Annotated in this window: 16 protein-coding genes; 7 read left to right on the forward strand and 9 right to left on the reverse strand. The window is 64.6% G+C overall.

Annotated features, from left to right (window positions below; translation table 11 throughout):
* The first annotated feature begins 102 nt into the window (after positions 1-102).
* The gene (locus tag LU493_RS03715; RefSeq protein ID WP_275286444.1) at positions 103-1,221 is read left to right on the forward strand and encodes a phospholipase D-like domain-containing protein; all 1,119 of its coding nucleotides are present in this window, start codon (positions 103-105) and stop codon (positions 1,219-1,221) included.
* A gap of 187 nt (positions 1,222-1,408) precedes the next feature.
* On the opposite strand, the gene LU493_RS03720 is transcribed toward LU493_RS03715, so the two are convergent.
* Positions 1,409-2,065 (reverse strand): YecA family protein, encoded by a 657-nt coding sequence (locus LU493_RS03720; protein ID WP_275286445.1) that lies wholly within the window; start codon positions 2,063-2,065, stop codon positions 1,409-1,411.
* A 63-nt stretch (positions 2,066-2,128) separates the two neighbouring features.
* Between LU493_RS03720 and LU493_RS03725 the strand changes: the two genes are divergently transcribed.
* The 3 genes from LU493_RS03725 (at position 2,129) to LU493_RS03735 (ending at position 5,694) form a co-directional block, all read left to right on the forward strand.
* Positions 2,129-2,689, forward strand: coding sequence for a SprT-like domain-containing protein (locus LU493_RS03725; RefSeq protein ID WP_275286446.1), 561 nt, complete (start codon positions 2,129-2,131; stop codon positions 2,687-2,689).
* Between the two features lie 164 nt (positions 2,690-2,853).
* Complete coding sequence (acs, locus tag LU493_RS03730; protein WP_275286447.1) at positions 2,854-4,803, forward strand: acetate--CoA ligase; 1,950 nt, start codon at positions 2,854-2,856, stop codon at positions 4,801-4,803.
* 225 nt (positions 4,804-5,028) lie between these two features.
* The gene (locus LU493_RS03735; RefSeq protein WP_013333318.1) at positions 5,029-5,694 is read left to right on the forward strand and encodes a response regulator; all 666 of its coding nucleotides are present in this window, start codon (positions 5,029-5,031) and stop codon (positions 5,692-5,694) included.
* A 162-nt stretch (positions 5,695-5,856) separates the two neighbouring features.
* Here the strand turns inward: LU493_RS03735 and LU493_RS03740 are convergent, their stop codons facing one another.
* The 5 genes from LU493_RS03740 to LU493_RS03760 all read right to left on the reverse strand — a co-directional run bounded on the left by LU493_RS03740 (position 5,857) and on the right by LU493_RS03760 (position 13,863).
* Positions 5,857-6,993: a low temperature requirement protein A gene (locus LU493_RS03740; protein WP_275286448.1), complete on the reverse strand. Its 1,137-nt coding sequence runs from the start codon at positions 6,991-6,993 to the stop codon at positions 5,857-5,859.
* Positions 6,994-7,048: 55 nt separating this feature from the next.
* On the reverse strand, positions 7,049-10,990 hold the full coding sequence (locus tag LU493_RS03745; protein ID WP_275286449.1) for a hybrid sensor histidine kinase/response regulator: 3,942 nt from the start codon (positions 10,988-10,990) through the stop codon (positions 7,049-7,051).
* A 201-nt stretch (positions 10,991-11,191) separates the two neighbouring features.
* Complete coding sequence (locus tag LU493_RS03750) at positions 11,192-11,707, reverse strand: hypothetical protein (RefSeq protein ID WP_275286450.1); 516 nt, start codon at positions 11,705-11,707, stop codon at positions 11,192-11,194.
* Between the two features lie 96 nt (positions 11,708-11,803).
* Positions 11,804-13,597 (reverse strand): sodium:solute symporter family protein, encoded by a 1,794-nt coding sequence (locus LU493_RS03755; protein WP_275286451.1) that lies wholly within the window; start codon positions 13,595-13,597, stop codon positions 11,804-11,806.
* Positions 13,598-13,602: 5 nt separating this feature from the next.
* Positions 13,603-13,863 (reverse strand): DUF4212 domain-containing protein, encoded by a 261-nt coding sequence (locus LU493_RS03760; RefSeq protein WP_275286452.1) that lies wholly within the window; start codon positions 13,861-13,863, stop codon positions 13,603-13,605.
* A 514-nt stretch (positions 13,864-14,377) separates the two neighbouring features.
* Between LU493_RS03760 and LU493_RS03765 the strand changes: the two genes are divergently transcribed.
* From LU493_RS03765 to ttcA, 3 genes are all read left to right on the forward strand, one after another.
* Positions 14,378-16,192: a putative nucleotidyltransferase substrate binding domain-containing protein gene (locus LU493_RS03765; RefSeq protein ID WP_275286453.1), complete on the forward strand. Its 1,815-nt coding sequence runs from the start codon at positions 14,378-14,380 to the stop codon at positions 16,190-16,192.
* A 50-nt stretch (positions 16,193-16,242) separates the two neighbouring features.
* A complete protein-coding gene (locus LU493_RS03770) occupies positions 16,243-16,869 on the forward strand; it encodes a 3'-5' exonuclease (RefSeq protein ID WP_275286454.1) in 627 nt (208 codons plus the stop codon).
* A gap of 98 nt (positions 16,870-16,967) precedes the next feature.
* The gene (gene ttcA, locus LU493_RS03775; protein ID WP_275286455.1) at positions 16,968-17,846 is read left to right on the forward strand and encodes a tRNA 2-thiocytidine(32) synthetase TtcA; all 879 of its coding nucleotides are present in this window, start codon (positions 16,968-16,970) and stop codon (positions 17,844-17,846) included.
* 226 nt (positions 17,847-18,072) lie between these two features.
* Here ttcA and LU493_RS03780 read toward each other — a convergent pair whose 3' ends face one another.
* From LU493_RS03780 to LU493_RS03790, 3 genes are read right to left on the reverse strand one after another with little or no spacing between them, the layout of a single operon-like run.
* A complete protein-coding gene (locus LU493_RS03780; protein ID WP_275286456.1) occupies positions 18,073-18,801 on the reverse strand; it encodes a sulfite exporter TauE/SafE family protein in 729 nt (242 codons plus the stop codon).
* A complete protein-coding gene (gene ccoS / locus LU493_RS03785; RefSeq protein ID WP_275286457.1) occupies positions 18,798-19,013 on the reverse strand; it encodes a cbb3-type cytochrome oxidase assembly protein CcoS in 216 nt (71 codons plus the stop codon). Before ccoS ends, LU493_RS03780 begins: the two co-directional genes overlap by 4 nt.
* Positions 19,010-21,463, reverse strand: a complete 2,454-nt coding sequence (locus LU493_RS03790) for a heavy metal translocating P-type ATPase (protein ID WP_275286458.1) — start codon at positions 21,461-21,463, stop codon at positions 19,010-19,012. Before LU493_RS03790 ends, ccoS begins: the two co-directional genes overlap by 4 nt.

Below are 21,463 nucleotides of genomic sequence, written 5' to 3' on the forward strand. Positions count from 1 at the left end.
CAGTATAACGGCGCCCTGCGGTGGGGTCAGGGCATTCCGTGCTTTTCCCGGGGCCGCGAAGATGCCTCAATAGTCTCGGGCGTATGGAGGAGGAAGAGGGAGATGTCGGGACCCTGGCGGGATGCCAATCACTTCCAGTTGCTGCCCGAGGCGTCGCGCTTCCTGCCGGCCATGTTCGAGGCCGTCGGCGCGGCTCGGGGATCGTTGCTGATCGAACTGTACCTGATGGAATCGGGGCGCCTGGCCACGATGGTGATCGAGGCGCTGCTGGATGCGGTGTCGCGCGGGGTATCGGTGCGGCTTATGCTCGACGGTTACGGGGCCATGGGCTTGTCGATGGCAGACCGTCGTCGCCTGGAAGCGGGCGGTGTGGCCCTGCGCTGGTTCAATCCGCTGGGATGGCACTCTCTGGCGCGTAACCTGACCCGCGACCATCGCAAGCTGGTGGTCGTGGACGGGCGGGTGGCCTTCACCGGCGGTTTCGGTGCGGTCGATGACTTTCTCGAGGCCTGGTATGAGGTGGCGGTACGCATCGAGGGGCCGGTGGTGGCCGACTGGGAGCGCTTGTTCGTGTCACTCTGGGACTCGCCATTGACGCGGGACAGTGGGGGCGCCTCGCGCCTGCCAAGCCTGCTGCCCGGGCCGTCGGCATCATCGGAGGGACGCATGCGAGGCCGTGTCGTCTGGGGGCGAGGCTATCGCTATCAGGCCATCCGGCTGTCCTTGCAGCATCGTGTGGAGGATGCACGGCAGCGTATCTGGATGTGCACGCCCTACTTCGTGCCGACCCTGGGACTGCGAAGACGGCTCGCGCGTGCCGCGCGGCGCGGGGTGGAAGTGCGTCTGCTGCTGCCCGGCGGAGCCCATGACCATCCCGGCGTACGTTACGCCGGCCAGCGTTTCTATGGGCGTCTGCTACGAGCCGGTGTGCGTATCTTCGAATTTCAGCCGTCCTTCATTCACGCCAAGTTCGCGCTGGTCGACGACTGGGCAAGTCTCGGCTCCTGCAATTTCGACCACTGGAGCCTGCAGTGGAATCTCGAGGCCAACCAGGAAGTGGACGACGCGGGTTTCGCCGCCGACGTGGCCGCCCTGTTCGAGCGCAACTTCGCTGCCAGCCGGGAAGTCCAGCGTGACGACTGGGCGCGTCGGCCGCGCGGGCAGCGCTTCAAGGAATGGCTGTTCGGGCTGCTGGACGGGATGTTGACGAGGCTGCGCTGACCCGGTCCGGGCTGCGCCCGGCCCGGAGCTGGAAGAACGCCCGCTTCGCGGGCTTAAGCTTGAAGCTGGAAGAAAAAACTTGACCCCATGCTGTCGGGATTCATGCTGTTTTCCAGCTTCCAGCTTCCAGCTTCCAGCTTCCAGCTTCCAGCTTCCAGCTTCCAGCTTCCAGCTTCCAGCTTCCAGCTTACGTCTTGCGCGTGTTCTTGCCTCGCCCGGGCGGTCCCTTGCGGCGTGGTTTGGGCTTGGGGGCTTCCGGTGGGACGCGATAGTGCAGGTAGAGGTCGAGCACCAGTTCCGGAAGCTGCGCCACCAGCCGTTCCAGTCGCTGGCCGTCGGTGGCCAGTTCGGCCATGTCGGGCTCGTCGGCGAACAGTCCCGAGAGCAGCATGAAGGGTAGCAGCAGGGTGGCTGCGGCTTCCTCGTCATCGGCGAACCAGGCCGGTTCGTCGAGGAAGACGCCTTCCATGAAGCCCGCGCACCAGTCGCCGATCGGTGTCTCCTCTGGCGCCAATCCTCCCAGTTCCAGGTCGAACGGCAGTTCGGGCAGGCCACCGCCCTCCAGTACTTGAATGGCGTTGTGGCGTAGTTGCTCGAGCAACGCAAGGGTCGACGCCTGCTCGGCATCGTCCGCGAAGACCGGCTCGCCATGAAAGAGTTCCGGCACCCAGGTGGCGGCGGGCACGTCGCTGGGGGCCACGGCCAGGGCAACGAGGAAGCCGTGGGTACCGATCAGGTCCAGGGCGTCGGCGTCGACCCTTTCCGATTCGAGGAAATCATCGAGCCGGTCGAGGGCTTCATCATCGAGAAGCGGCTGAGGCTGAGGGGTGTCGGTATCGGACATGGTGGCATGGCTCTGGCTGATGGGACTTTACGCCGCCGTGGCGTGGCGCCATTCTAGCACCCCATGATCCATCCCGTGTTGCCCGACCCCGATACCGAATGGCTTGATGCTCTCGATCGCGCCGCCAGCCAGCGCGCATTGCGCGAGCGGGTCGAGGCCGCCTGGCGATTGTGTCGTGAGGTGCATGACACCCTGCCGCGCCCGGCCGTCTGGCTGGACCTGCGAGGCAAGGGTGCCGGGCAGGCTCATTTCGGTCGCGGCGGCCTGAGGTTCAATCCGACGCTCTTCGACGAGAACCGTCGTGCCTTTCTCGTCGAGGTGGTTCCCCACGAGGTGGCCCACTGGCTGGTGCATCACCTGGCGGATGGCCATCGGGCACGCCCCCATGGCCACGAATGGCGGACGGTGATGCGCGAGCTGTTCGGGCTGCCGCCGCATGCCACGCATCGTTTCGATACCGGTCGCTCGAGTCCCGAGCCCTATCGCTATCGCTGTGGCTGTCGAGAGCATGGTTTCTCGGCGCGTCGTCATGGTCTGGCCCGGCGAGGGCGTCAGTATCATTGTCGGAGCTGTGGTCAGCCGTTGGTCTACATGAGGTTTTCGAAGGCTGATGATTCGATTTAACTCACTGTTATAAAAAAGAAAATCGTTCATACCAATGTCTAAGGGGAAGCCGGGCCGACAGGGGGTTATGCTGGGTTCGTCTTACATGGCGCCGATCGACGCTGCGTCGCGCCGGATCGGCTTCATTCACCTGAAGGGATCATCCCGAGGACAGAGGCATTTCGATGAGCGATCAGCAGCATATCTATCCGGTACGCGATGACATCGCCGCCAAGGCCTGGGCCGACAAGGACACTTACCAGGCCATGTACCAGCGCTCCCTGGATGACCCGGAAGGCTTCTGGGACGAGCAGGCCCGGCGGCTGGAGTGGTTCAAGGCGCCGAATATCATCAAGAACACCTCCTTTGCCTCGAACAATGTCGATATCCGCTGGTTCGAGGACGGCAAGCTGAATGCCAGTGTCAACTGCCTGGATCGCCACCTGGCCAGCCGTGGTGACCAGCCCGCGATCATCTGGGAGGGCGATGACCCCGCCAACTCCAAGACCCTGACCTATCGCGAGGTTCACGCGCGTACTTGCCAGCTGGCCAATGCCCTCAAGGAACTAGGGGTCGGCAAGGGCGACACCGTCACGCTCTACATGCCGATGGTGCCCGAGGCGGCCATGGCCATGCTCGCCTGCGCGCGCATCGGTGCCGTGCATTCGGTGGTGTTCGGTGGCTTCTCGCCGGACGCCCTGGCCCAGCGCGTCAAGGACGCCGCCTCCAAGGTGGTGATCACCGCCGATGAGTCGGTGCGTGGCGGCAAGCAGGTACCGCTCAAGGACAATGTCGATGCGGCCCTGACACGCGAAGGTACCGAGGTGGCCGAGAAGGTCCTGGTGTTCCAGCGCACTGGTGGGCAGATTGACTGGAAGGAGGGGCGCGACGTCTGGTTCCACGAGCTGGTCGACAAGCAGTCCACCGATTGCCCGGCCGAGGAGGTCGGCGCCGAGGATCCGCTGTTCATCCTCTACACGTCAGGCTCGACCGGCGCGCCCAAGGGGCTCAAGCACACCACCGGTGGCTACCTGCTGCAGGCCGCCCTGACCCATCAGTACGTCTTCGACTACCAGGATGGCGAGGTCTACTGGTGCACCGCCGATGTGGGCTGGGTGACCGGCCACAGCTACATCGTCTATGGCCCGCTGGCCAATGGGGCGACGACCCTGATGTTCGAGGGGGTGCCGAGCTATCCGACCAACGGCCGCATGGGCGAGATCGTCGACAAGCACCGGGTCAGCATTCTGTACACCGCGCCCACGGCGGTGCGTGCCCTGATGGCCCATGGCGATCATGTCATGGACTCCAGCAAGCGCGACAGCCTGCGTCTGCTGGGGTCGGTGGGCGAGCCGATCAATCCGGAAGCCTGGGAATGGTTCTACCGGGTGATCGGCAAGGAACGCTGCCCGATCGTCGACACCTGGTGGCAGACGGAGACCGGTGGCATCATGATCTCGCCACTGCCCGGTGCCATCGACCTCAAGCCCGGCTCGGCGACTCTGCCGTTCTTCGGCGTGCAGCCGGCGCTGGTCGACAACGAGGGCCATCGCCTCGAGGGCGCCACCGACGGCAACCTGGTGGTGCTCGATTCCTGGCCGGGGCAGGCGCGTTCGATCTGGAACAATCACGAACGCTTCGTCCAGACCTACTTCTCCACCTACGAAGGCATGTACTTCACCGGAGACGGTTGCCGTCGCGACGAGGATGGCTACTACTGGATCACCGGTCGGGTCGACGATGTGCTCAACGTGTCCGGCCACCGCATGGGTACCGCCGAGATCGAGTCCTCGCTGGTGGCCCACGAGGCCGTGGCCGAGGCCGCCGTGGTCGGCTTCCCCCATGACATCAAGGGACAGGGCATCTACATCTATGTGACCCTGGATGACCAGCACGAGCCCAGCGATGAGCTCAAGAAGGAACTGACCCAGTGGGTGCGCAAGGATATCGGTCCGATCGCTTCGCCGGATATCATCCAGTGGGCACCGAGCCTGCCCAAGACCCGCTCCGGCAAGATCATGCGCCGCATCCTGCGCAAGATCGCCGCCAACGAGTGCGATGGCCTGGGTGATACCAGCACCCTGGCGGACCCGTCGGTGGTCGAGGAGTTGATCGAGCATCGGGCCAATCGCTGATCGTCGCGTCAGTGCGTGCCCCGTGGCATGGTGGGCGGCTCAGCCGTCCATCGTCCTGTACTGCAGCCGGCCATGGGCCGGCTTTTTCATGACGTTGACGGAAAGTGTCGACAATTCAGGTGGATCGCTTGGGCATTGCCTCGGCCATGGGGTAACATGCGGTAAAATACAAGCGTCCAGCAGGCGGCGGGCCCGCCCGTTGCATCCCGGAACCGGAGGAGAACCATGGCCTTTGCCCAGAAATTCATCGTCGCCGATGACCATCCGTTGTTCCGCGCGGCCCTCACACAGGCGTTGCGCCAGTTGGCGCCCCAGGCCGAGATCGTCGAGGCCGATACCATGGAAGCCACGACCGAGGTAGTGACCCGTCACCCTGATGCCGATCTGATCCTGCTGGATCTGCACATGCCGGGCGCCCATGGTTTCTCCGGGCTGATCCAGCTGCGCGGCCAGACGCCGGATATCCCGGTAGCGGTGGTATCCGGGAGCGACGAGCTTCATGTGGTGCGTCGCGCCATCGATTACGGGGCCTCCGGCTTCATTCCCAAGTCCGCGTCGCTGGCGCTGATCGCCGAAGCGGTGGGGGAGATCCTCGATGGCGAGGTGTGGCTGCCGGAGGAAATGGCCGAAGCCCTCGGCGAGGCCGACGAGGAGGATACGCGCTTTGCCGAGGCCATCGCCTCGCTGACGCCGCAGCAGTTTCGCGTGCTGAACATGCTCACCGAAGGCCTGCTCAACAAGCAGATCGCCTTCGAGCTCAATGTCTCCGAGGCCACCATCAAGGCCCATGTCACGGCCATCCTGCGCAAGCTCGGCGTACACTCACGCACCCAGGCGGTGATCGCCGCCCAGAAGCTCGAGGTCGAGCCGCCGAAGGTGGAAGAATCCTGAGCGTCGGTCTGGCCGACGCTCAGGAGCGGTAAGCCGTAAGCTTGAAGCTGGAAGAAAAAACCGCCCGGCTTCGCCGGGAGCTTGAAGTCATAAGCCTGAAGCTGGAAGAAAACCTTGACCTCGAGCTGTCGGGGTTCATGCTGCCTTCCAGCTTCCAGCTAGTCACGTGCCGTGCGGCGGGGCCCGGCGTCTCAACAGCGTCCCGATGACGAGTACCAGCGCGATGGCTTCCACCGGGGCCGGTGAGGCAAGCGTGAGCAGCAGCAGCATGATCGCCAGGCAAGGAAGCCACCAGCGCGCCATTCCCTTCAGGCGGTACCTGTCTCGCACGATCCAGAGGGTTGCTGCAAGGCACGCCAGTGCAAGGCCCAGGATCCCGTTGCCGAGCGGCGTTTCCCCGTGGCCCTCGATCAGCAGGCGCATGCTGGCACCGGCCGCGGCGATGGTGCTGAAGATGAAGAAGTGCCCGTACCCCCAGAGCAGTGCTCGGCCGTAGCCACTGTTGTCGAGCTGGGGATCGTCGGTGAAATAGAGGCCCCATATCGAGAAGGCGATAACGGCGAGGAGAAAGGCTTGCCAGAGTCTGCCGGCGTCGAGCAGGGACGGCTCAGGCGCCAGTTGGATCGTCAGCACGATCGATGCGAAGCACTGCCCCAGCACGATCAGGGTCAAGCGTCCGTAGCGCGAGACGATATGTCCGCGATGCCACGTTGTAGCGGCGTGGCGCTCCGCCAGTGCCGGCACGGACAGTTCACCGGCGACCCCCACCAGGAAGAGTGGCAGGAACAGGAGGGCCGAGGGCATGACCGCCGTCATGGCCACGAGCCAGTAACCCTGCATCAGGGTGATGCCCATGGCATAACGCCGGGCCGTGGTTCGTCGTCCCGGATCGCCTCGACTGGCCCCGATCCAGAACAGGACCATTGCCAGGCGCATGACGGAGAAGCCCGCCAGGACCAGCAGGATCGGCGTGCGGTCGAAGACCGCATCGATGCCGGCTGCCAGCATCAGGGCGCCGAACATGATCACCATGGTCAACAGCCGGAAGGCCGGGGAATGGTCATCATAGGCCGAGGCGAACCAGGTGTAGTTCATCCAGGCCCACCAGATCATGAAGAAGCTGCACAGGTAATCGATCAGCCCTGCCACCGTGCGTCCGGCTTCGATGCTTTCGACAAGTCCCTGTGCGGCCACCCCGATCGCGACCACGCTGGCCAGGTCGAACAAGAGCTCCAGGGGCGTGGCACTTCGGTTGGGTTCATCCGGATCACGCGGGGTGAAACGCAGGTCGAGCATCATGGGGCCGGGATCTCCCGAAGGACGATGAAAGCCTTGATGGGGCCATGCAGGCCCATCAGCGGGCGGCGGCTCGGCTGGCCTGCAGGGTCCGGGTCAACAAGGCCCGCAGGGCGGCGGGGCGCACCGGCTTGAGCAACAGGTGATAGCCGGCGCGCTTGACCGTTTCGGCGACCTCCTCGGTGCGATCGGCGGTGATCACGATGCCGGGCACGTTGCCCTGCAGGCGCTCGCCGAGCGCTTCCATGGCCATCAGGCCGGTGACTTCGTTGTCAAGGTGATAGTCGGCCAGGATGGCGTCGGGATCGTCGTCCAGGTGGCGCAGCACCGACTTGGCGCCACCGATGGAGGTGGCGGTGAAGACTTCGCAGCCCCAGCCGGTGAGCATCGCCTTCATGCCTTCCAGGATCAGCGATTCGTTGTCGATGCACAGGATACGCGTGCCGGCCAGCTTGTTGCCGGCTCGGCGAGGCTTGCTCTCCTCGGTTGTCTCCTGGCTGCGGGCTTCCACCACCGGCACGCTGACCGCGAAGACGGTACCGGCCCCTTCCTCGGAACGCACGCGAATGGGGTGATCGAGCACTCGGCTCATGCGTTCGGCGATGGAAAGCCCCAGGCCGAGGCCTTTCTCGCCTTCCTTGTGGCGCGAGGCCTGGTCGAGACGGCGAAACTCCTGAAAGATCTCGGCCTGCTTGGCTTCTGGAATGCCCGGGCCGCTGTCCCAGACTTCGATGGAGAGTCGCTCGCCCTGCCGGCGACAGCCCAGCAGCACGCGGCCTTCCTGAGTGTAGCGAATGGCGTTGGAGAGGAAATTCTGCACGATGCGTCGGAGCATCTGGGCGTCGCTGTCGACCCAGGCGCGACTCGACACGACGACCAGGTCGAGGCCTCGATCCTCGGCCATGACCTCGAATTCGGCTCGCAGTGGTCGGAAGATGTCCGCCAGGGCGAAATGGCTGCGCCGGGGGGTCAGGGCGCCGGCATCGAGCTTGGAAATATCGAGCAGGGTGCCGAGCAACTCTTCGGCGGCCTGCAGCGAATTGTCGATGTGGCCGATGGTGCGCTTCATGTCGTCGGCATCCATCTCCTGAGAGAGTGCCGAGGTGAACAGGCGGGCGGCATTGAGCGGCTGCAGCAGGTCATGACTGGCCGCGGCCAGGAATCGGGTCTTGGAGGCATTGGCGTCCTCGGCCACCTGCTTGGCCTGACGCAACGCCTGCTCGGCTTCGGCGCGCACCCGGTTCTCCTGGCGCAGGGCGGCATTGGCCTCCGAGAGTGCCTGGGTGCGCTCGCGGACCCGCTCCTCCAGGGTTTCGTTGGTTTCCTTGAGGGCGATCTCGGCGCGGCGGCGCTCGGTGATGTCCTGATAGAGGGCGAAGAAGCCGAGGATGGCGCCGCTGTCGCCGAAGTGCGGCGTATAGGTGACCAGCATGTAGCGGATGCCTTCGAGAAGCTGCAGCGAGACCTCGAAGCTGACCCGTTCGCCGTCGAGGGCCCGGTCGATCCAGGGCGCGCGTTCCCGGGCCATGTCCTCGGGGATCACCGTCTGCAATGGCTTTCCGATGACCTCGTTGCGATCGATCTCGAAGGCTTGTTCGTAGGCACGGTTGGTGAAGAGGTAGCGGCAGTCCTTGTCGAAATAGGCGATCAGCGCGGGAACGTTGTCGGTATAGATGCGGATGTTGTTTTCCGAGCGGATCAGCGCTTCCTCGGTGCGTTTCTGCTGGGTGATGTCCTGGTAGGTGTAGACGAAGCCGCCGCCCGGCATGGGATTGCCCTGTACTTCCAGGACGCTGCCATCCTGACGATAGCGGACATAGCGGTGCGGCTGGCCCTCGCGGATGTTGTCGAGCAGCAGCTTGACGTGCTCCTCGGGATCGCCGGGACCGTATTCGCCATTATGGGCGTTGTAGAGGAAGATGCGATCGATCGGTGCGCCGACCCGGATCAGGTGGTCGGGAAAGCGGAACAGTTCCAGGTAACGCTGGTTCCACACCACCAGGCGCAGGTTCTGGTCGACCACGCTGATGCCCTGGTTGATATTTTCGATGGTCGCCTGGAGCAGGGCGCGGTTGAATTCCAGCACCTGGGAGGCTTCGTCGACGATGGAGATCACGTCCGAGATGCCGATGCCTCGGCCCTGCAGCGCCGAATTGACCACGATGCGGGCTGAGGAAGCGCCCAGCACCGAGGCCAGGAAGCGCTCGGTGAACTGGATCACGTCGATGGAGGCGCGGGTATTGTCTTCCAGCGGCTTGCCGATGCGGCGGGCATAGTCGTCGAAGGCGCGACTGACCTGGCCGGCGCCGAGGAAACGTTCACACAGGACCTTGAGGTCGCCTACCGTGGTGGCACCTGTCCAGGGGCGGTTCACCGAGGTCTGACGGGTCTCGACGCTGTCGACGAACAGCGAGGCCTGGATGCGCTCGACCACTCGCTGCGGGGTCATCTGGGAAACGAAGATGTAGGCGACCAGGTTGACGCCCAGCGACAGCATCACGCCATGGGTGAAGCTGTCGCCGACGTTGAGTCCGAACAGGGCGGTGGGCGAGAGCCAGCCGATGTTCAGCGGACCGCCGTACAACCAGGCCTCAGGAAGCACGCCGGCAGCGATCAGGTCCGGCATCAGCAGGCTGTAGGCCCAGATAGCGAAACCGGCATTCATGCCCACGATCACGCCCAGGCGATTGCCGCGCTTCCAGTAGAGGCCGCCGATCAAGGCCGGGGCGAACTGGGCGGCGGCAGCGAAGGACAGCATGCCGATGGCGGCCAGGGAACTGAAGTCGCCTAGCAACTGGTAGACGCCATAGGCCATGGCCAGGATCACGCCGATGGTGATGCGGCGGGCGCGCAGCACCAGGCGGCCATAGTCGCGGGCCTTGGTGTCGAACCAGCGCAGACGGAACAGGGCGGGGATGACGATCTCGTTGGATATCATGATCGACACCGCCACTGCGGCGACGATCACCATGCCGGTGGATGCCGAGAAACCGCCGATGAACGTCAGCAGGGTGAGCCATTCGCTGCCGGCCGCCATGGGCAGTGCCAGCACGTAGGTGTCGGGCGACACATCGGTATCGGCGAAGATGGTCAGGCCGGCGGCGGCCAGTGGCAGCACGAAGAAACCGAAGGCGACCAGGTAGAGCGGGAATAGCCAGCGGGCCTTGGCGGCGTCGTCGCGATGGGTGTTCTCCACCACTGCCACATGGAACTGGCGCGGCAGACAGAGGATGGCCAGCATGGCCAGCAGGGTCTGGGCCCAGAACCCCTGGCCGAAGTCCTGCTGGGCGAGCTGGCGCTGAAGTTCGAGCTGGATATCGGCGAAGGCCAGCAGGTCGCCGAGGCCATCGAACATGCCCCAGGTCACGTAGGCGCCCAGTGTCAGGAAGGCCACCAGCTTGATCAGCGACTCGAAGGCCACGGCATGGATCAGGCCTTCATGGTGTTCGGTGGCATCGGTGTGGCGGGTGCCGAAGAGGATGGCGAAGGCCGCCATCACCAGCGCCACGTAGAAGGCGGTGTCGCCGAATAGCGGTGCACGGGTGATGTCCGCCTCCGAGGTGAGCACGCTGAAGGAGGTGGAGACGGCCTTCAACTGCAGCACGATGTAGGGCAGGGTGCCGATCAGTGCTACCAGGCTGGCGAAGGCGGCCAGAGACTGGGTCTTGCCGTAGCGCGAGGCGATGAAGTCGGCGATCGAGGTCACGTTCTGGTGCTTGGCGACTCGGATCATCTTGGCCAGCACTGGCCAGAACAACAGCAGGGTGAGGATCGGCCCGACGAAGATGCTGGCGAAGGACCACCCCGACGTGGCGGCCTGCCCCACGGCGCCATGGAAGGTCCAGGAGGTACAGTAGATGGCCAGCGCCAGGCTGTAGACGATCGGACGGCGGCGGGTGGCTCCCCGCGTCCTCGCCAGGCGGTCGCCGCGCCAGGCGATGGCGAACAGGACGGCGACATACAGCAGCGAAACGACGATCAGTAGCCAGCCAGCGAACATGCGTATCTCCCTTGCTTGGTGCGGCTATTCTAGCAGGCTGGTGGGTGATCAAACTCCCCCATGGCGGCGGGGCTGAAGGCGGCTCGACGTGATGATGTGGTGTCGCGCTGCTCTGAGGGGGCAACGACGCTGCATGGGCTGGCTGCGGACTCGCCGCGCAGGGGCTGTCTTCAGGCGAGCGGGGTCATTGGTGGGGGCTGCTCAGCTCGCCTGGCAGACTTCCCGATAGAGTGGGTCCGAGCCCTCCAGGCGACGCAGCTCATCGGCCTGTGGCCGGCGTTGTTCCTCGCTGAGCGGGACCAGTTCGCGGCTGTCGCAGTTGAGCAACTGGGCCTGGTGGATCACGCGCTGGGCGGCGCCGGAGGTGAAGCGATAGAGGATGAACTCCGCCAGTCGTTGTCCGTCCACCGTCTCCATTGCCACGTCATCGCGATCCACCACCGTGAAGGCCGTGGTCATGGGCAGCAGGTAGGTCCAGGGGCGCCAGAGGGCCGGCTCCTGGGTGGTAGAGACGACCCGCGCCGAATCGGGCAACTGTTGCTGCTTGTGGTCGAACCAGCCGTATTCGTGCTGGACCTGGTAGCCGAGCATGCCGAGGCCGGCACATACCGGGACGACCCAGCGCGGCAGCCGCTTGCCGCTCAGGGTACGCAACAGCAGTCCGAGGCCCGCCGCGCCAAGGCCGGCGAAGATCGCCGCGATCAAATGCCAAATCATGTAGGGCTTCCTGACGATCATCGGGCTTCCCGAAGGAAGCCCGATGCAAGGGTTGTGGTCGGCGCCGCGGACGGCGCCGGGTGGAGGGATTATGACCTAGTGGTCGGTGGCGGCGCCAGCGCCCTTGGGATAGCGCACGCTCTCGACGAGGTCCTGGATTTCCTGGGGCGGTTCCGCGGTCATCCGGGAGATGGTGAAGGCCACCGCGAAGTTGACGATGGCGCCCACGGCCCCGATGGACAGCGGCGAAATGCCCAGCACCCAATTCTCCGGCGTATCCGGCAGGTTGTTGGTGCCGGGAATGAAGAACCAGCCCTTGTAGATGAAGATGTACACCAGGGTGAAGACCAGGCCGGTCACCATGCCGGCGATGGCACCGGTGTTGTTCACCCGCTTGGAGAAGATCCCCATCATCAGCGCCGGGAACAGCGAAGCGGCGGCGATACCGAAGGCTAGTGCCACCACCTGGGCCGCGAAGCCCGGTGGGTTGGCCCCCAGATAGGTGGCCACGACGATGGCGACGGACATCGATATCCGGGCTGCCATCAACTCGCCCTTCTCGGTGATGCGTGGATTGATGGCCCCCTTGATCAGGTCGTGGCTGATCGCCGAGGAGATGGCCAGCAACAGACCGGCAGCCGTCGACAGTGCCGCGGCCAGCCCGCCGGCGGCGATCAGACCGATGACCCAGCCGGGCAGATTGGCGATCTCGGGGTTGGCCAGCACCAGGATGTCATTGTTGACCGAGAGCTCGTTGCCTTCCCAGCCGCGCTGCTCGGCGGTCGACGCGAAGGCTTCGGTGTCGTTGTAGAGCTGGATACGGCCGTCGTCGTTCTTGTCTTCGTACTGGATCAGGCCGGTTTCCTCCCAGGTACGAATCCATCCGGGGCGCTCCTCGTAGAGGATCGGGTTGGACGTGGCCTCCTCGACGTTCTCGACCTGGCCGGCCATTTCCGGATAGACGGTGGTCGCGATATTGAGGCGGGCCATGGAAGCCACGGCGGGCGCCGTCAGGTAGAGCAGGGCGATGAATACCAGGGCCCAGCCGGCCGACCAGCGAGCATCCGCCACCTTGGGAACCGTGAAGAAACGGATGATGACGTGGGGCAAACCGGCGGTACCGATCATCAGCGAGAGAGTGAACAGCACCATGTTGAGCTTGTTGTCCACGTCTGCCGTGTACTCGTTGAAGCCCAGGGCGGTCACCACCTCGTTGAGCTTGGCCAGCAGCGGCACGCCGGATTCACTGTGGTCGGAGAACAGCCCGAGCGGTGGAATGGGGTTGTCGGTCAGTTCAAGCGAGATGAAGATCGCCGGAATGGTATAGGCGATGATCAGCACGATGTACTGAGCCACCTGGGTGTAGGTGATGCCCTTCATGCCCCCCAGCACCGAATAGAAGAAGATCACCACGGCGGCGATCAACAGGCCGGTGGTGGCATCCACCTCGAGGAAACGCGAGAAGGCCACGCCGGCACCGGCCATCTGGCCGATGACGTAGGTCACCGAGGCCACGATCAGACAGACCACCGCAACCATGCGCGCCGGTTTGCTGTAGAAGCGGTCACCGATGAATTCCGGGACAGTGAACTTGCCGAACTTGCGCAGATAGGGCGCCAGCAGGGTCGCCAGCAGGACATAACCGCCGGTCCAGCCCATCAGGAAGGTCGAATTGGCATAGCCGCCAGCGGCGATCAGGCCAGCCATGGAGATGAAGGAGGCCGCCGACATCCAGTCGGCACCGATGGCCATGCCGTTGGTGATCGGGTGAATGCCGCCGCCGGCAACATAGAAGTCCTTGGTCGAGCCGACCTTGGCCCAGATGGCGATGCCAATGTACAAGGCGAAGGAGGCACCCACGAAGAGGACGTTGATGGCAAATTGACTCATGCAGGTTACTCCTCGAGTCCGAACTGTTTATCCAGCCGGTTCATCTTCCAGGCATAGAAGAAGATGATGCCGATGAAGGTCAGTATCGAACCCTGCTGGGCGAACCAGAACCCGAGGTCGGTACCGCCGATGGCGATGCCGGACAGCAGGGGCCTCAGCAGGATGGCGCAGCCATAGGACACCAGGGCCCAGACGACCAGGCACCCCGCTATCAGTCGTATGTTGGCCGCCCAGTAGGCTTCGGCATTGGATTTCTTGTCTGCCATTGTGTTGCTCTCCGCTTGTTGTTGAGGTCGGAAAGTTGCACTCGGTCAGGAGTGATGACGAGACGGAGTCACCCTCCAGGGTTTCATGGGTAATGCTGGTCAATAATGTGAAAAAATGAAGCCCATACTTTGGTATCAATGAAGGTGCAATGTTTTTTTGTCCTTTCTATTATCCTTTATTATCATGATGTTATGTGAATTTTAAAGAAATATTGAATGTAGATGAAAGGCCGGTATGGGACCATGGTATAGCGACGAAAAAGGCGCTGGGGAGATGATGGGTCGCACGGTATAAAACGATGGTATTAATCCATAGTGATGAGATAGTGCATACTTACGACTTCGGCATATAGAACCATGGTATGTGTTCTTGCCGTGGGCCCGGCTTTGTTAGTCTGTGACCGGGGCCTGTCCCCGGATGGATGCTTTCGTTCAATGGTGAATGCAGGATCCCGTCTTCCCGATGAACGCTCCGGAGAGGCGATGGTGATGGCCACGCCGCGAGGCTCTCGTCATGATCGATGTCGATTTTTCCCAGCCACCGCTCAGCCTGCTCGACGATGTCGGGCGAAAACGGGTAAGCGGCAGCCTCGACCTGGTCTATTTCGACCGGGATGAAATCATTCTCGATGCCGGTCAGGCAGGCGAAAGCGTCTTTCTGATTCACAAGGGCGAGGTCGCCGAGCTGGATGTCACCCAGCCCGGAGAACCGGAGCGCATCGGCCACTACACCGCCGGTGATCTATTTGGCGCCATCAGCATTCTGCATGGACAGAGCCGATATCGGTTCTGTGCCGAACAGGAGAGTCTCTGTTATCTGTTGCCCCGGTCGGAGTTCCTGGCGTTGTGCGATGACTATCCGGCCTTCGCCGAGTGCTTTCGCCGTAACCTGGCCCACAAGACGCGATTGCTGGCCGCTCAGCGCGCTTCGGGGGGGACGACGATGGCCGGTGCCATGCTGGCGCGCGCGCGCGAGTGCATGCGTCGGCCGCACCGACTGGCGAGAACGGCAACCATCACCGAGGCGGTGACCACCCTGGAAGCGCGTCGCGTCGACAGTCTACTGGTCGATGGCGAGAGCGGCGTGGGGATGGTGACCAAGACCGACCTGCTCAACGCTCTGGTACTGGAGAAGTGGCCGCCGGATGCGCCGGTGCGCTCCATCGCCAACGTCGCATTGATCACGGTGCGTCCGGATCAGTATCTGTTCGAGGCGCTGGTGGCGATGACCCATCATCGCATCGAACGGGTCGTGGTCATGGACGATGCCGAGCCCGTGGGCGTCGTGGAGTTGATCGATGCACTCAGTCACTTCTCCAGCCGCAGTCATGTGGTCAGCCTGCAAGTGGAACAGGCCGATGATCTGGCATCGCTGTCGGCTGCCAGTCGGCTGATGCCCGATCTGGTGCGAGGGCTGATGGCCCAGGGGGTCAAGCCGCGCTTCGTCATGGGCTTGCTGGCGGCGTTGAATGGGCGCGTCATCGGCAAGACATGGGATTTTATCGTCGATGAGCGCTATCACGGTGCGAGCTGCCTGATGGTGATGGGCAGCGAAGGACGTGGAGAACAGATCCTCAAGACCGATCAGGACAACGGCCTGATCCTGGATGACGATCTGGTCTGGCCGGAACGCGAGAGCTGCATGCGCGCCTTCAGTGACGCGCTGCTCGAGCAGGGCTATCCGCCTTGCCCCGGCGACATCATGGTGTCCAATCCGCAGTGGGTCGGCGGCGAGACCCAGTGGCGGGAACGTATCGACACCTGGGCGCGGCGCTGCGACGTGGATTCGCTGATGAACCTGGCCATCCTGCTCGACGCCCAGGCCATGGCGGGCAACCCGGCGCTGCTTGCACGGCTGCGAGAGGCTCTCTTCGAGCGCTGTGCCGGGGACGAGATCCTGCTTTCGCACTTCGCGCGTCCGGTGCTGCGCTTTTCGACGCCGTTGACGTTGTTTGGCTCGCTGAAGAAACCGCGACACGGTATCGACATCAAGAAGGGCGGGATCTTTCCGGTCGTGCATGGCGTCAGGGTCATGGCCCTGGAGCGCAACATCACGGTGACCTCGACCCTGGAGCGGCTCGATGCCCTGGTGGCCGATGGTCGGCTGGAAGCCCGTTTCGCCGAGGATCTGGGGGAGGCGCTGTCATTGTTCACCGAGCTGCGCCTGAAACAGCAGCTCGAGCGTCTCGATGGCAAGGAAGGGGAACCGGACCGGGTGGTGGTGCAGGAACTGTCGTCGCTGGAACGTGACCTGCTGCGCGAGGCGCTGCACATCGTCAAGGACTTCAAGCAGCGACTGTCCCACCGTTATCACCTGGAGTACGGCTAGGGAGCGTGGCGTCTCCGACAGGCATCTGGATCGATCAGGAGGGAGTTATCATGTTCAAGGCCTTGCGACGTGCGGCCGATCGCTGGCGTCATGCCGATAGCCGGTACGGCTGGCTCTTCCAGCCTTATACCGGTGATGAAATGGTCGCCGTGGCCTGTCGGGCCACCGAGTCGGTCGACCGTCGTGGCGAGCCGGTGGCCATCGCCGCCGTGCGATTGAGCGGTGAGCGGGTCTTGACCAGCGAGTCGCTCGATCTGCATGTTCGACGGCCTCCTGGACTCACGGCAGAGGCGGTTCGTCGACACGGGCTGCGCGGCATCGATCTGGATGACGGCGAGACCCTGGACGATGCCCTGGAGCGGCTCCTGGACTTCGTCGGGAATCGGCCCCTGGTGGGGTGGCACCTGGAGGACGAGCTGGCCATGCTGAATCGAGGGTTGCGATCACGCTTCGGTTTCGACCTGCCCAATGCCGCGATCGATGTGGCCCATCTCTATCAGCGGCGACAGCGCTACCGTCATCCTCAGCTCGAGGGACGGCCGTGTTTCGAAGAGGCCGCCGAGCGGCTCGATGTGCCGATGATGGGGCGTCACAGCGCACTGGGCGATGCGGTGACCACCGCCTTGATGTACCTGCGTCTGGCACGTGATGATGCCTTGCGGCGACACAGCAGTTGAAGCCGGGGCGCTTCGCCTGTGTCGGTCGAGGGTGGTAGGATGGCGCCCCCGAATTCCGTAGATGCCCTGGCAGCGCCGTGACCATGCAAGATGCCGTGATGTTCGACTCTCATACCGACCGGAACACCAGTGACGGTGGCGTTCAGAACGCTGCCAAGGCCAAGCGCGAGTTCAACAAGCTGCAGAAGCGCCTGCGACGCCAGGTCGGCAATGCCATCATCGATTACGACATGATCCGTGAGGGCGACAAGGTGATGGTCTGCCTGTCCGGTGGCAAGGACAGCTACACCATGCTCGAGATCCTGCGCAACCTGCAGCGCAACGCCCCGGTGAACTTCTCGCTGGTGGCGGTCAACCTGGATCAGAAGCAGCCCGGCTTTCCCGAGCACGTGCTGCCCGAGTACCTGGACGGCATCGGCGTCGATTATCATATCCTCGAGCGCGATACCTACTCGGTGGTCAAGGAGAAGACGCCGGAGGGCAAGACCACCTGCTCGTTGTGCTCGCGGCTGCGTCGTGGCTCGCTTTACGGCTACGCCGAGGAGATCGGTGCCACCAAGATCGCCCTGGGGCACCATCGCGAGGACATCCTGGAGACGCTGTTTCTCAACATGTTCTTCGGGGGCAGCCTGAAGTCCATGCCGCCCAAGCTGTTGTCCGATGACGGCAAGAACATCGTCATTCGTCCGCTGGCCTACTGCCGCGAGGCGGATATCGCCGAGTTCTCCCGGCGCATGGAATTCCCCATCATCCCCTGCAACCTGTGCGGCTCCCAGCCCAACCTGCAGCGTCAGGTGGTCAAGGAGATGCTGGCCGACTGGGAAGCCCGGCATCCCGGGCGACTGGAAAGCATGTTCAAGGCGGTGACCAATGTCGCGCCGTCGCAGCTCGCCGACCGTGAGCTCTTCGATTTCGCCGGCCTCGAGGAGAAGCAGGCCCGGATGCAGGCCTCGCGTATCGACTTCACCGAGCTCTGATGGCCCCCGGCGTTTGCCGGGAGCGGGCAGGCGTCAGCGACGAGCTACGGGCTGCGAGCTGGGTTTTCGGGTTTCGCATCTCGCATCTCGCCGCTCGTATGCTTTGGGTTTCGAGCTTCGAGCTTCGAGCTTCGAGCTTCGAGCTTCGTGGTGCCAACATACTGCTCGCCTCTCGCCTCTCGCCTCTCGCCTCTCGCCTCTCGCCTCTCGCCTCTCGCCTCTCGCCTCAATGCCTTGCATGCCCGTCCATCTGGCCGTGGTCCATCGTGCCGGTGGGTAGTGCTCCCCAGAGTTGCCAGAGGGCGAAGGCGATGATGGCCAGCGCTGCGAGGGTCCGGGTAGCGGGGTGACGAATCAGTGTACCCAGTCGGCGGGCGACCAGGCCGGTCGCCAGCAGGGCCGGCAGGGTGCCCAGGCCGAAGGCGCCCATCAGCAGGACGCCCCGGGCCGGGTCGGCGGTGGCGAGGCTCCAGGCCAGCATCGAGTAGACCAGGCCACAGGGGAGCCATCCCCAGACGGCTCCCAGTGCCACGGCCTGTGGCAGCTTGACCACCGGCATCAGGCGTCGGCCCAGGGGCTCCAGGTGGCGCCACAGGTGTCGTCCGAGGGCTTCCAGGCGCAGCAGTCCCTTCCACCAGTCGGCGATGTATAGCGCCATCAGGATCAGCATCACGGCGGCCAGCCCCTGGAGCACCAGGCGGGCACCGGGCGCGATGCCGACCAGGGTGCCGAGGGTGGCGACCAGGCCGCCGGCACACATGTAGCTGGTGATACGGCCCAGGTTATAGCCCAGCAGCAGGCCGGCCAGGCGCGTTGGCTGGCGCATGCTGGGCGGCACGGCAAACGTCAGGGCGCTCATGATGCCGCCGCACATGCCGATGCAATGGGCGCCGCCCAGCAGCCCGAAGACGAAGGCGGCTGCCAGGGGCGGGAGTTCAAGCCCGGTCGGATTCATGCGTCTTCCTCCCGGTCGCGAAGGGGCTCGCGTTCGTCGCCCCGCCGGTGACCGCGGGTCGGCGGGCCGGCATCGTCCTCGTCGAACAGGATGCGGTAGGCGGGGCCCTCGAGGTCGTCGAACTGGTCGTTGTTCACCGCCCAGAAGAAGGCCCAGACGGCCAGGCCGAGCAGGATGAGCGACAGGGGAATCAGGAGGTAGAGAATGCTCATGACGTTACCGGGGCAGTCGATTGTCGGAAGCTCTCGGGACGGGTCAGGCGCAGGGCATTGCCCACCACCACCAGCGAACTCAGGGACATGCCGATGGCGGCGAGCCAGGGTGGCACCAGGCCGCAGGCCGCCAGCGGCAGTGCCAGCAGATTGTAGAGCAGGGCCCAGCCCAGGTTCTGGCGAATGACGCGCCGGGTGGCTCGGGCGATGCCGATCGCCTCGGCGACGCGCTGGAGTCGGGGCGTGAGCAGGATCACGTCGGCCCGGGTACGGGCCAGGTCGGTGGCGCCGTTCATGGCGAAGGCCACATCGGCGCCGGCCAGTACCGGTACGTCGTTGACACCATCGCCGACCATGGCCACGCGCCTGCCGTGCGACTGGTGGACGCGAAGCCTGTCCAGCTTGTCTTCCGGGCTCATCGCGGCCCGCCAGTCGGCGATGTCCAGGCGCTCGGCCAGGGCCCGCACCCGGGGGGCGGTGTCACCGGAGAGCAGCTCCACCTCGATGCCGGCCAGGTGCAGCGCCGTCAGGGTGGCGTCGGCGTCGTCGCGCAGGCGGTCGTCCAGGGCGAACCAGGCCCGGGGCCGGCCTTCTTCGGCGAGCAGTAGCCAGGGCCCGTCGTCGGGCGGTGCGGGAGCCGGGTCGGCGGCGAAGTCAGGGCGACCCAGCCGCCAGCTCGTGCCCTCGATGCGGCCTTCCAGCCCCGCGCCGACCTGGCGGGTGACATCATCGGCAGTCACCTCGGACAGGCGGTACAAGCGGAAGGCGCGGGCGATGGGATGTTCCGAATGTGCCTCGAGGCTGGCGGCGATGGCCCGGAGGTGTCGCGGATCACCACCATCGAGGACGCGGGTGTCGATGAGACGCATCTCGCCGGTGGTCAGGGTACCGGTCTTGTCGAAGATCACTCGATCGATGTCCGTCAGTGTTTCCAGGGTGTCGGCGCGGGTCAGCAGGGCGCCGTGTCGATGTAGTCGGCCGTGGGCGGCGGTGAGGGCAGTGGGCGTGGCCAGCGCCAGGGCACAGGGGCAGGTGACCACCAGGACCGACAGCGTGACCCAGAAGGCGCGCTCGGGCGCGATGAACCACCAGGCGACGCTGACGGCGATGGCGATCAAGAGTACCTGGAGAACGAAATGGTGGGCCAGCTGAGCGCTCCTGAGAGCGATGCGAGGACGGCTGGCGAAGGCTCGGTCGGTGAGGTCGAGGATGCCGGCCACTCGGGTGTCACGGCCGGCGTGGGTGATCCGCAGGGTCAGCGGGCTCTCGAGGTTCTGGCTGCCGCCGGTGACGGTGTCGCCGATGCGTCGTGTCACGGGTTGCGTCTCGCCGGTAAGCGTCGACTCGTCGAGACTGGAGGCGCCGCTCTCGATCACGCCATCGGCGGGTACGCGGTGACCCGGCTTGACCAGCACCCGGTCGCCGACGCGGAGTTCGCTGGCGGGCAGGATGCGCGGCTCACCGTCATCGTCGAGTCGAGTCGCCGACATCGGCAGCAGGTCGGCCAGCGCATTGCCGGTGGCACCACTCCGACGCCGTGCGCGGGCCTCGACATGGCGACTGAACAGCAGGAAGAAGGTGAACATGCTCACCGAGTCGAAGTAGACCTCTCCCTGGCCGTTGAGGACCGCCCAGGCACTGGCCAGGTAGGCCGAGCCGATGGCCAGGGAGACGGGAACATCCATGCCCAGGGTGCGGGTGCGCAGGTCGCGCCAGGCCTGGTGGAAGAAGGGCTGGGCCGCGTACAACACCACCGGGGTGGTCAACGCCAGGGCCAGCCAGTGGAAGAGGCGGTCGAAGTCGGCGTCGAGGCCCGCATCACCCGCCAGGTAGAAGGGCAGGGAGAACATCAGCGCCTGCATCATGCCCAGCGCGGCGACGATCAACCGTCGCATCTGTCGGTGCGACTCGCGTTTCAGGTGCCGCTGCGCCTCGTCGGGCTCGTAGGGGCGGGATGGGTAGCCGATCGCCGCCAGTTCGGCGAGCAGGCGCGAGAAGGCGATGCGATCAGGCTCCCACTCCAGGCGCAGGCGATGGTGGGTGAGGTCGACGGCGCTGCCGATGACGCCCTCGAGGGCGTTGAGTCGATGCTCGATCAGCCAGGCGCAGGCCGCACAGGTGATGCCATCCACCGCCAGGGTGGCGTGGACGGCGGTAGCATCGCCGTGCACGAAGCGGGCCTGAAGGCCGGGATCATCGAACAAGGACCATTGCTCGGCGCCGGCGTCGCGACGGTCCTGGGGACGTCCGGGCAGCGCGGTGCGGAAACGGTAGTAGCTCGCCAGGCCTCCCTCGACGATGGTCCGGGCCACGGCTTCACAGCCGGGGCAGCACAGCGGGTGTCGGCACTCGTCGATCTCGAGCGTCCAGGGGGTGTGTCCGGGCACCGGCTCGCCACAGTGATAGCAGACGTGGGTGTCGTCCGGTCGAGTGTCGACGCCGGCTGCCAT

This window comes from Halomonas elongata (assembly GCF_029081005.1).
GTDB lineage: Bacteria > Pseudomonadota > Gammaproteobacteria > Pseudomonadales > Halomonadaceae > Halomonas > Halomonas elongata_B.

Excerpts from the sequence above, each read along its gene's own strand:
- LU493_RS03715 (WP_275286444.1), top strand. The coding sequence starts at position 103 with ATGTCGGGACCCTGGCGGGATGCCAATCACTTCCAGTTGCTGCCCGAG.
- LU493_RS03720 (WP_275286445.1), bottom strand. The coding sequence starts at position 2,065 with ATGTCCGATACCGACACCCCTCAGCCTCAGCCGCTTCTCGATGATGAA.
- LU493_RS03725 (WP_275286446.1), top strand. The coding sequence starts at position 2,129 with ATGATCCATCCCGTGTTGCCCGACCCCGATACCGAATGGCTTGATGCT.
- acs (WP_275286447.1), top strand. The coding sequence starts at position 2,854 with ATGAGCGATCAGCAGCATATCTATCCGGTACGCGATGACATCGCCGCC.
- LU493_RS03735 (WP_013333318.1), top strand. The coding sequence starts at position 5,029 with ATGGCCTTTGCCCAGAAATTCATCGTCGCCGATGACCATCCGTTGTTC.
- LU493_RS03740 (WP_275286448.1), bottom strand. The coding sequence starts at position 6,993 with ATGATGCTCGACCTGCGTTTCACCCCGCGTGATCCGGATGAACCCAAC.
- LU493_RS03745 (WP_275286449.1), bottom strand. The coding sequence starts at position 10,990 with ATGTTCGCTGGCTGGCTACTGATCGTCGTTTCGCTGCTGTATGTCGCC.
- LU493_RS03750 (WP_275286450.1), bottom strand. The coding sequence starts at position 11,707 with ATGATTTGGCATTTGATCGCGGCGATCTTCGCCGGCCTTGGCGCGGCG.
- LU493_RS03755 (WP_275286451.1), bottom strand. The coding sequence starts at position 13,597 with ATGAGTCAATTTGCCATCAACGTCCTCTTCGTGGGTGCCTCCTTCGCC.
- LU493_RS03760 (WP_275286452.1), bottom strand. The coding sequence starts at position 13,863 with ATGGCAGACAAGAAATCCAATGCCGAAGCCTACTGGGCGGCCAACATA.
- LU493_RS03765 (WP_275286453.1), top strand. The coding sequence starts at position 14,378 with ATGATCGATGTCGATTTTTCCCAGCCACCGCTCAGCCTGCTCGACGAT.
- LU493_RS03770 (WP_275286454.1), top strand. The coding sequence starts at position 16,243 with ATGTTCAAGGCCTTGCGACGTGCGGCCGATCGCTGGCGTCATGCCGAT.
- ttcA (WP_275286455.1), top strand. The coding sequence starts at position 16,968 with ATGTTCGACTCTCATACCGACCGGAACACCAGTGACGGTGGCGTTCAG.
- LU493_RS03780 (WP_275286456.1), bottom strand. The coding sequence starts at position 18,801 with ATGAATCCGACCGGGCTTGAACTCCCGCCCCTGGCAGCCGCCTTCGTC.
- ccoS (WP_275286457.1), bottom strand. The coding sequence starts at position 19,013 with ATGAGCATTCTCTACCTCCTGATTCCCCTGTCGCTCATCCTGCTCGGC.
- LU493_RS03790 (WP_275286458.1), bottom strand. The coding sequence starts at position 21,463 with ATGGCAGCCGGCGTCGACACTCGACCGGACGACACCCACGTCTGCTAT.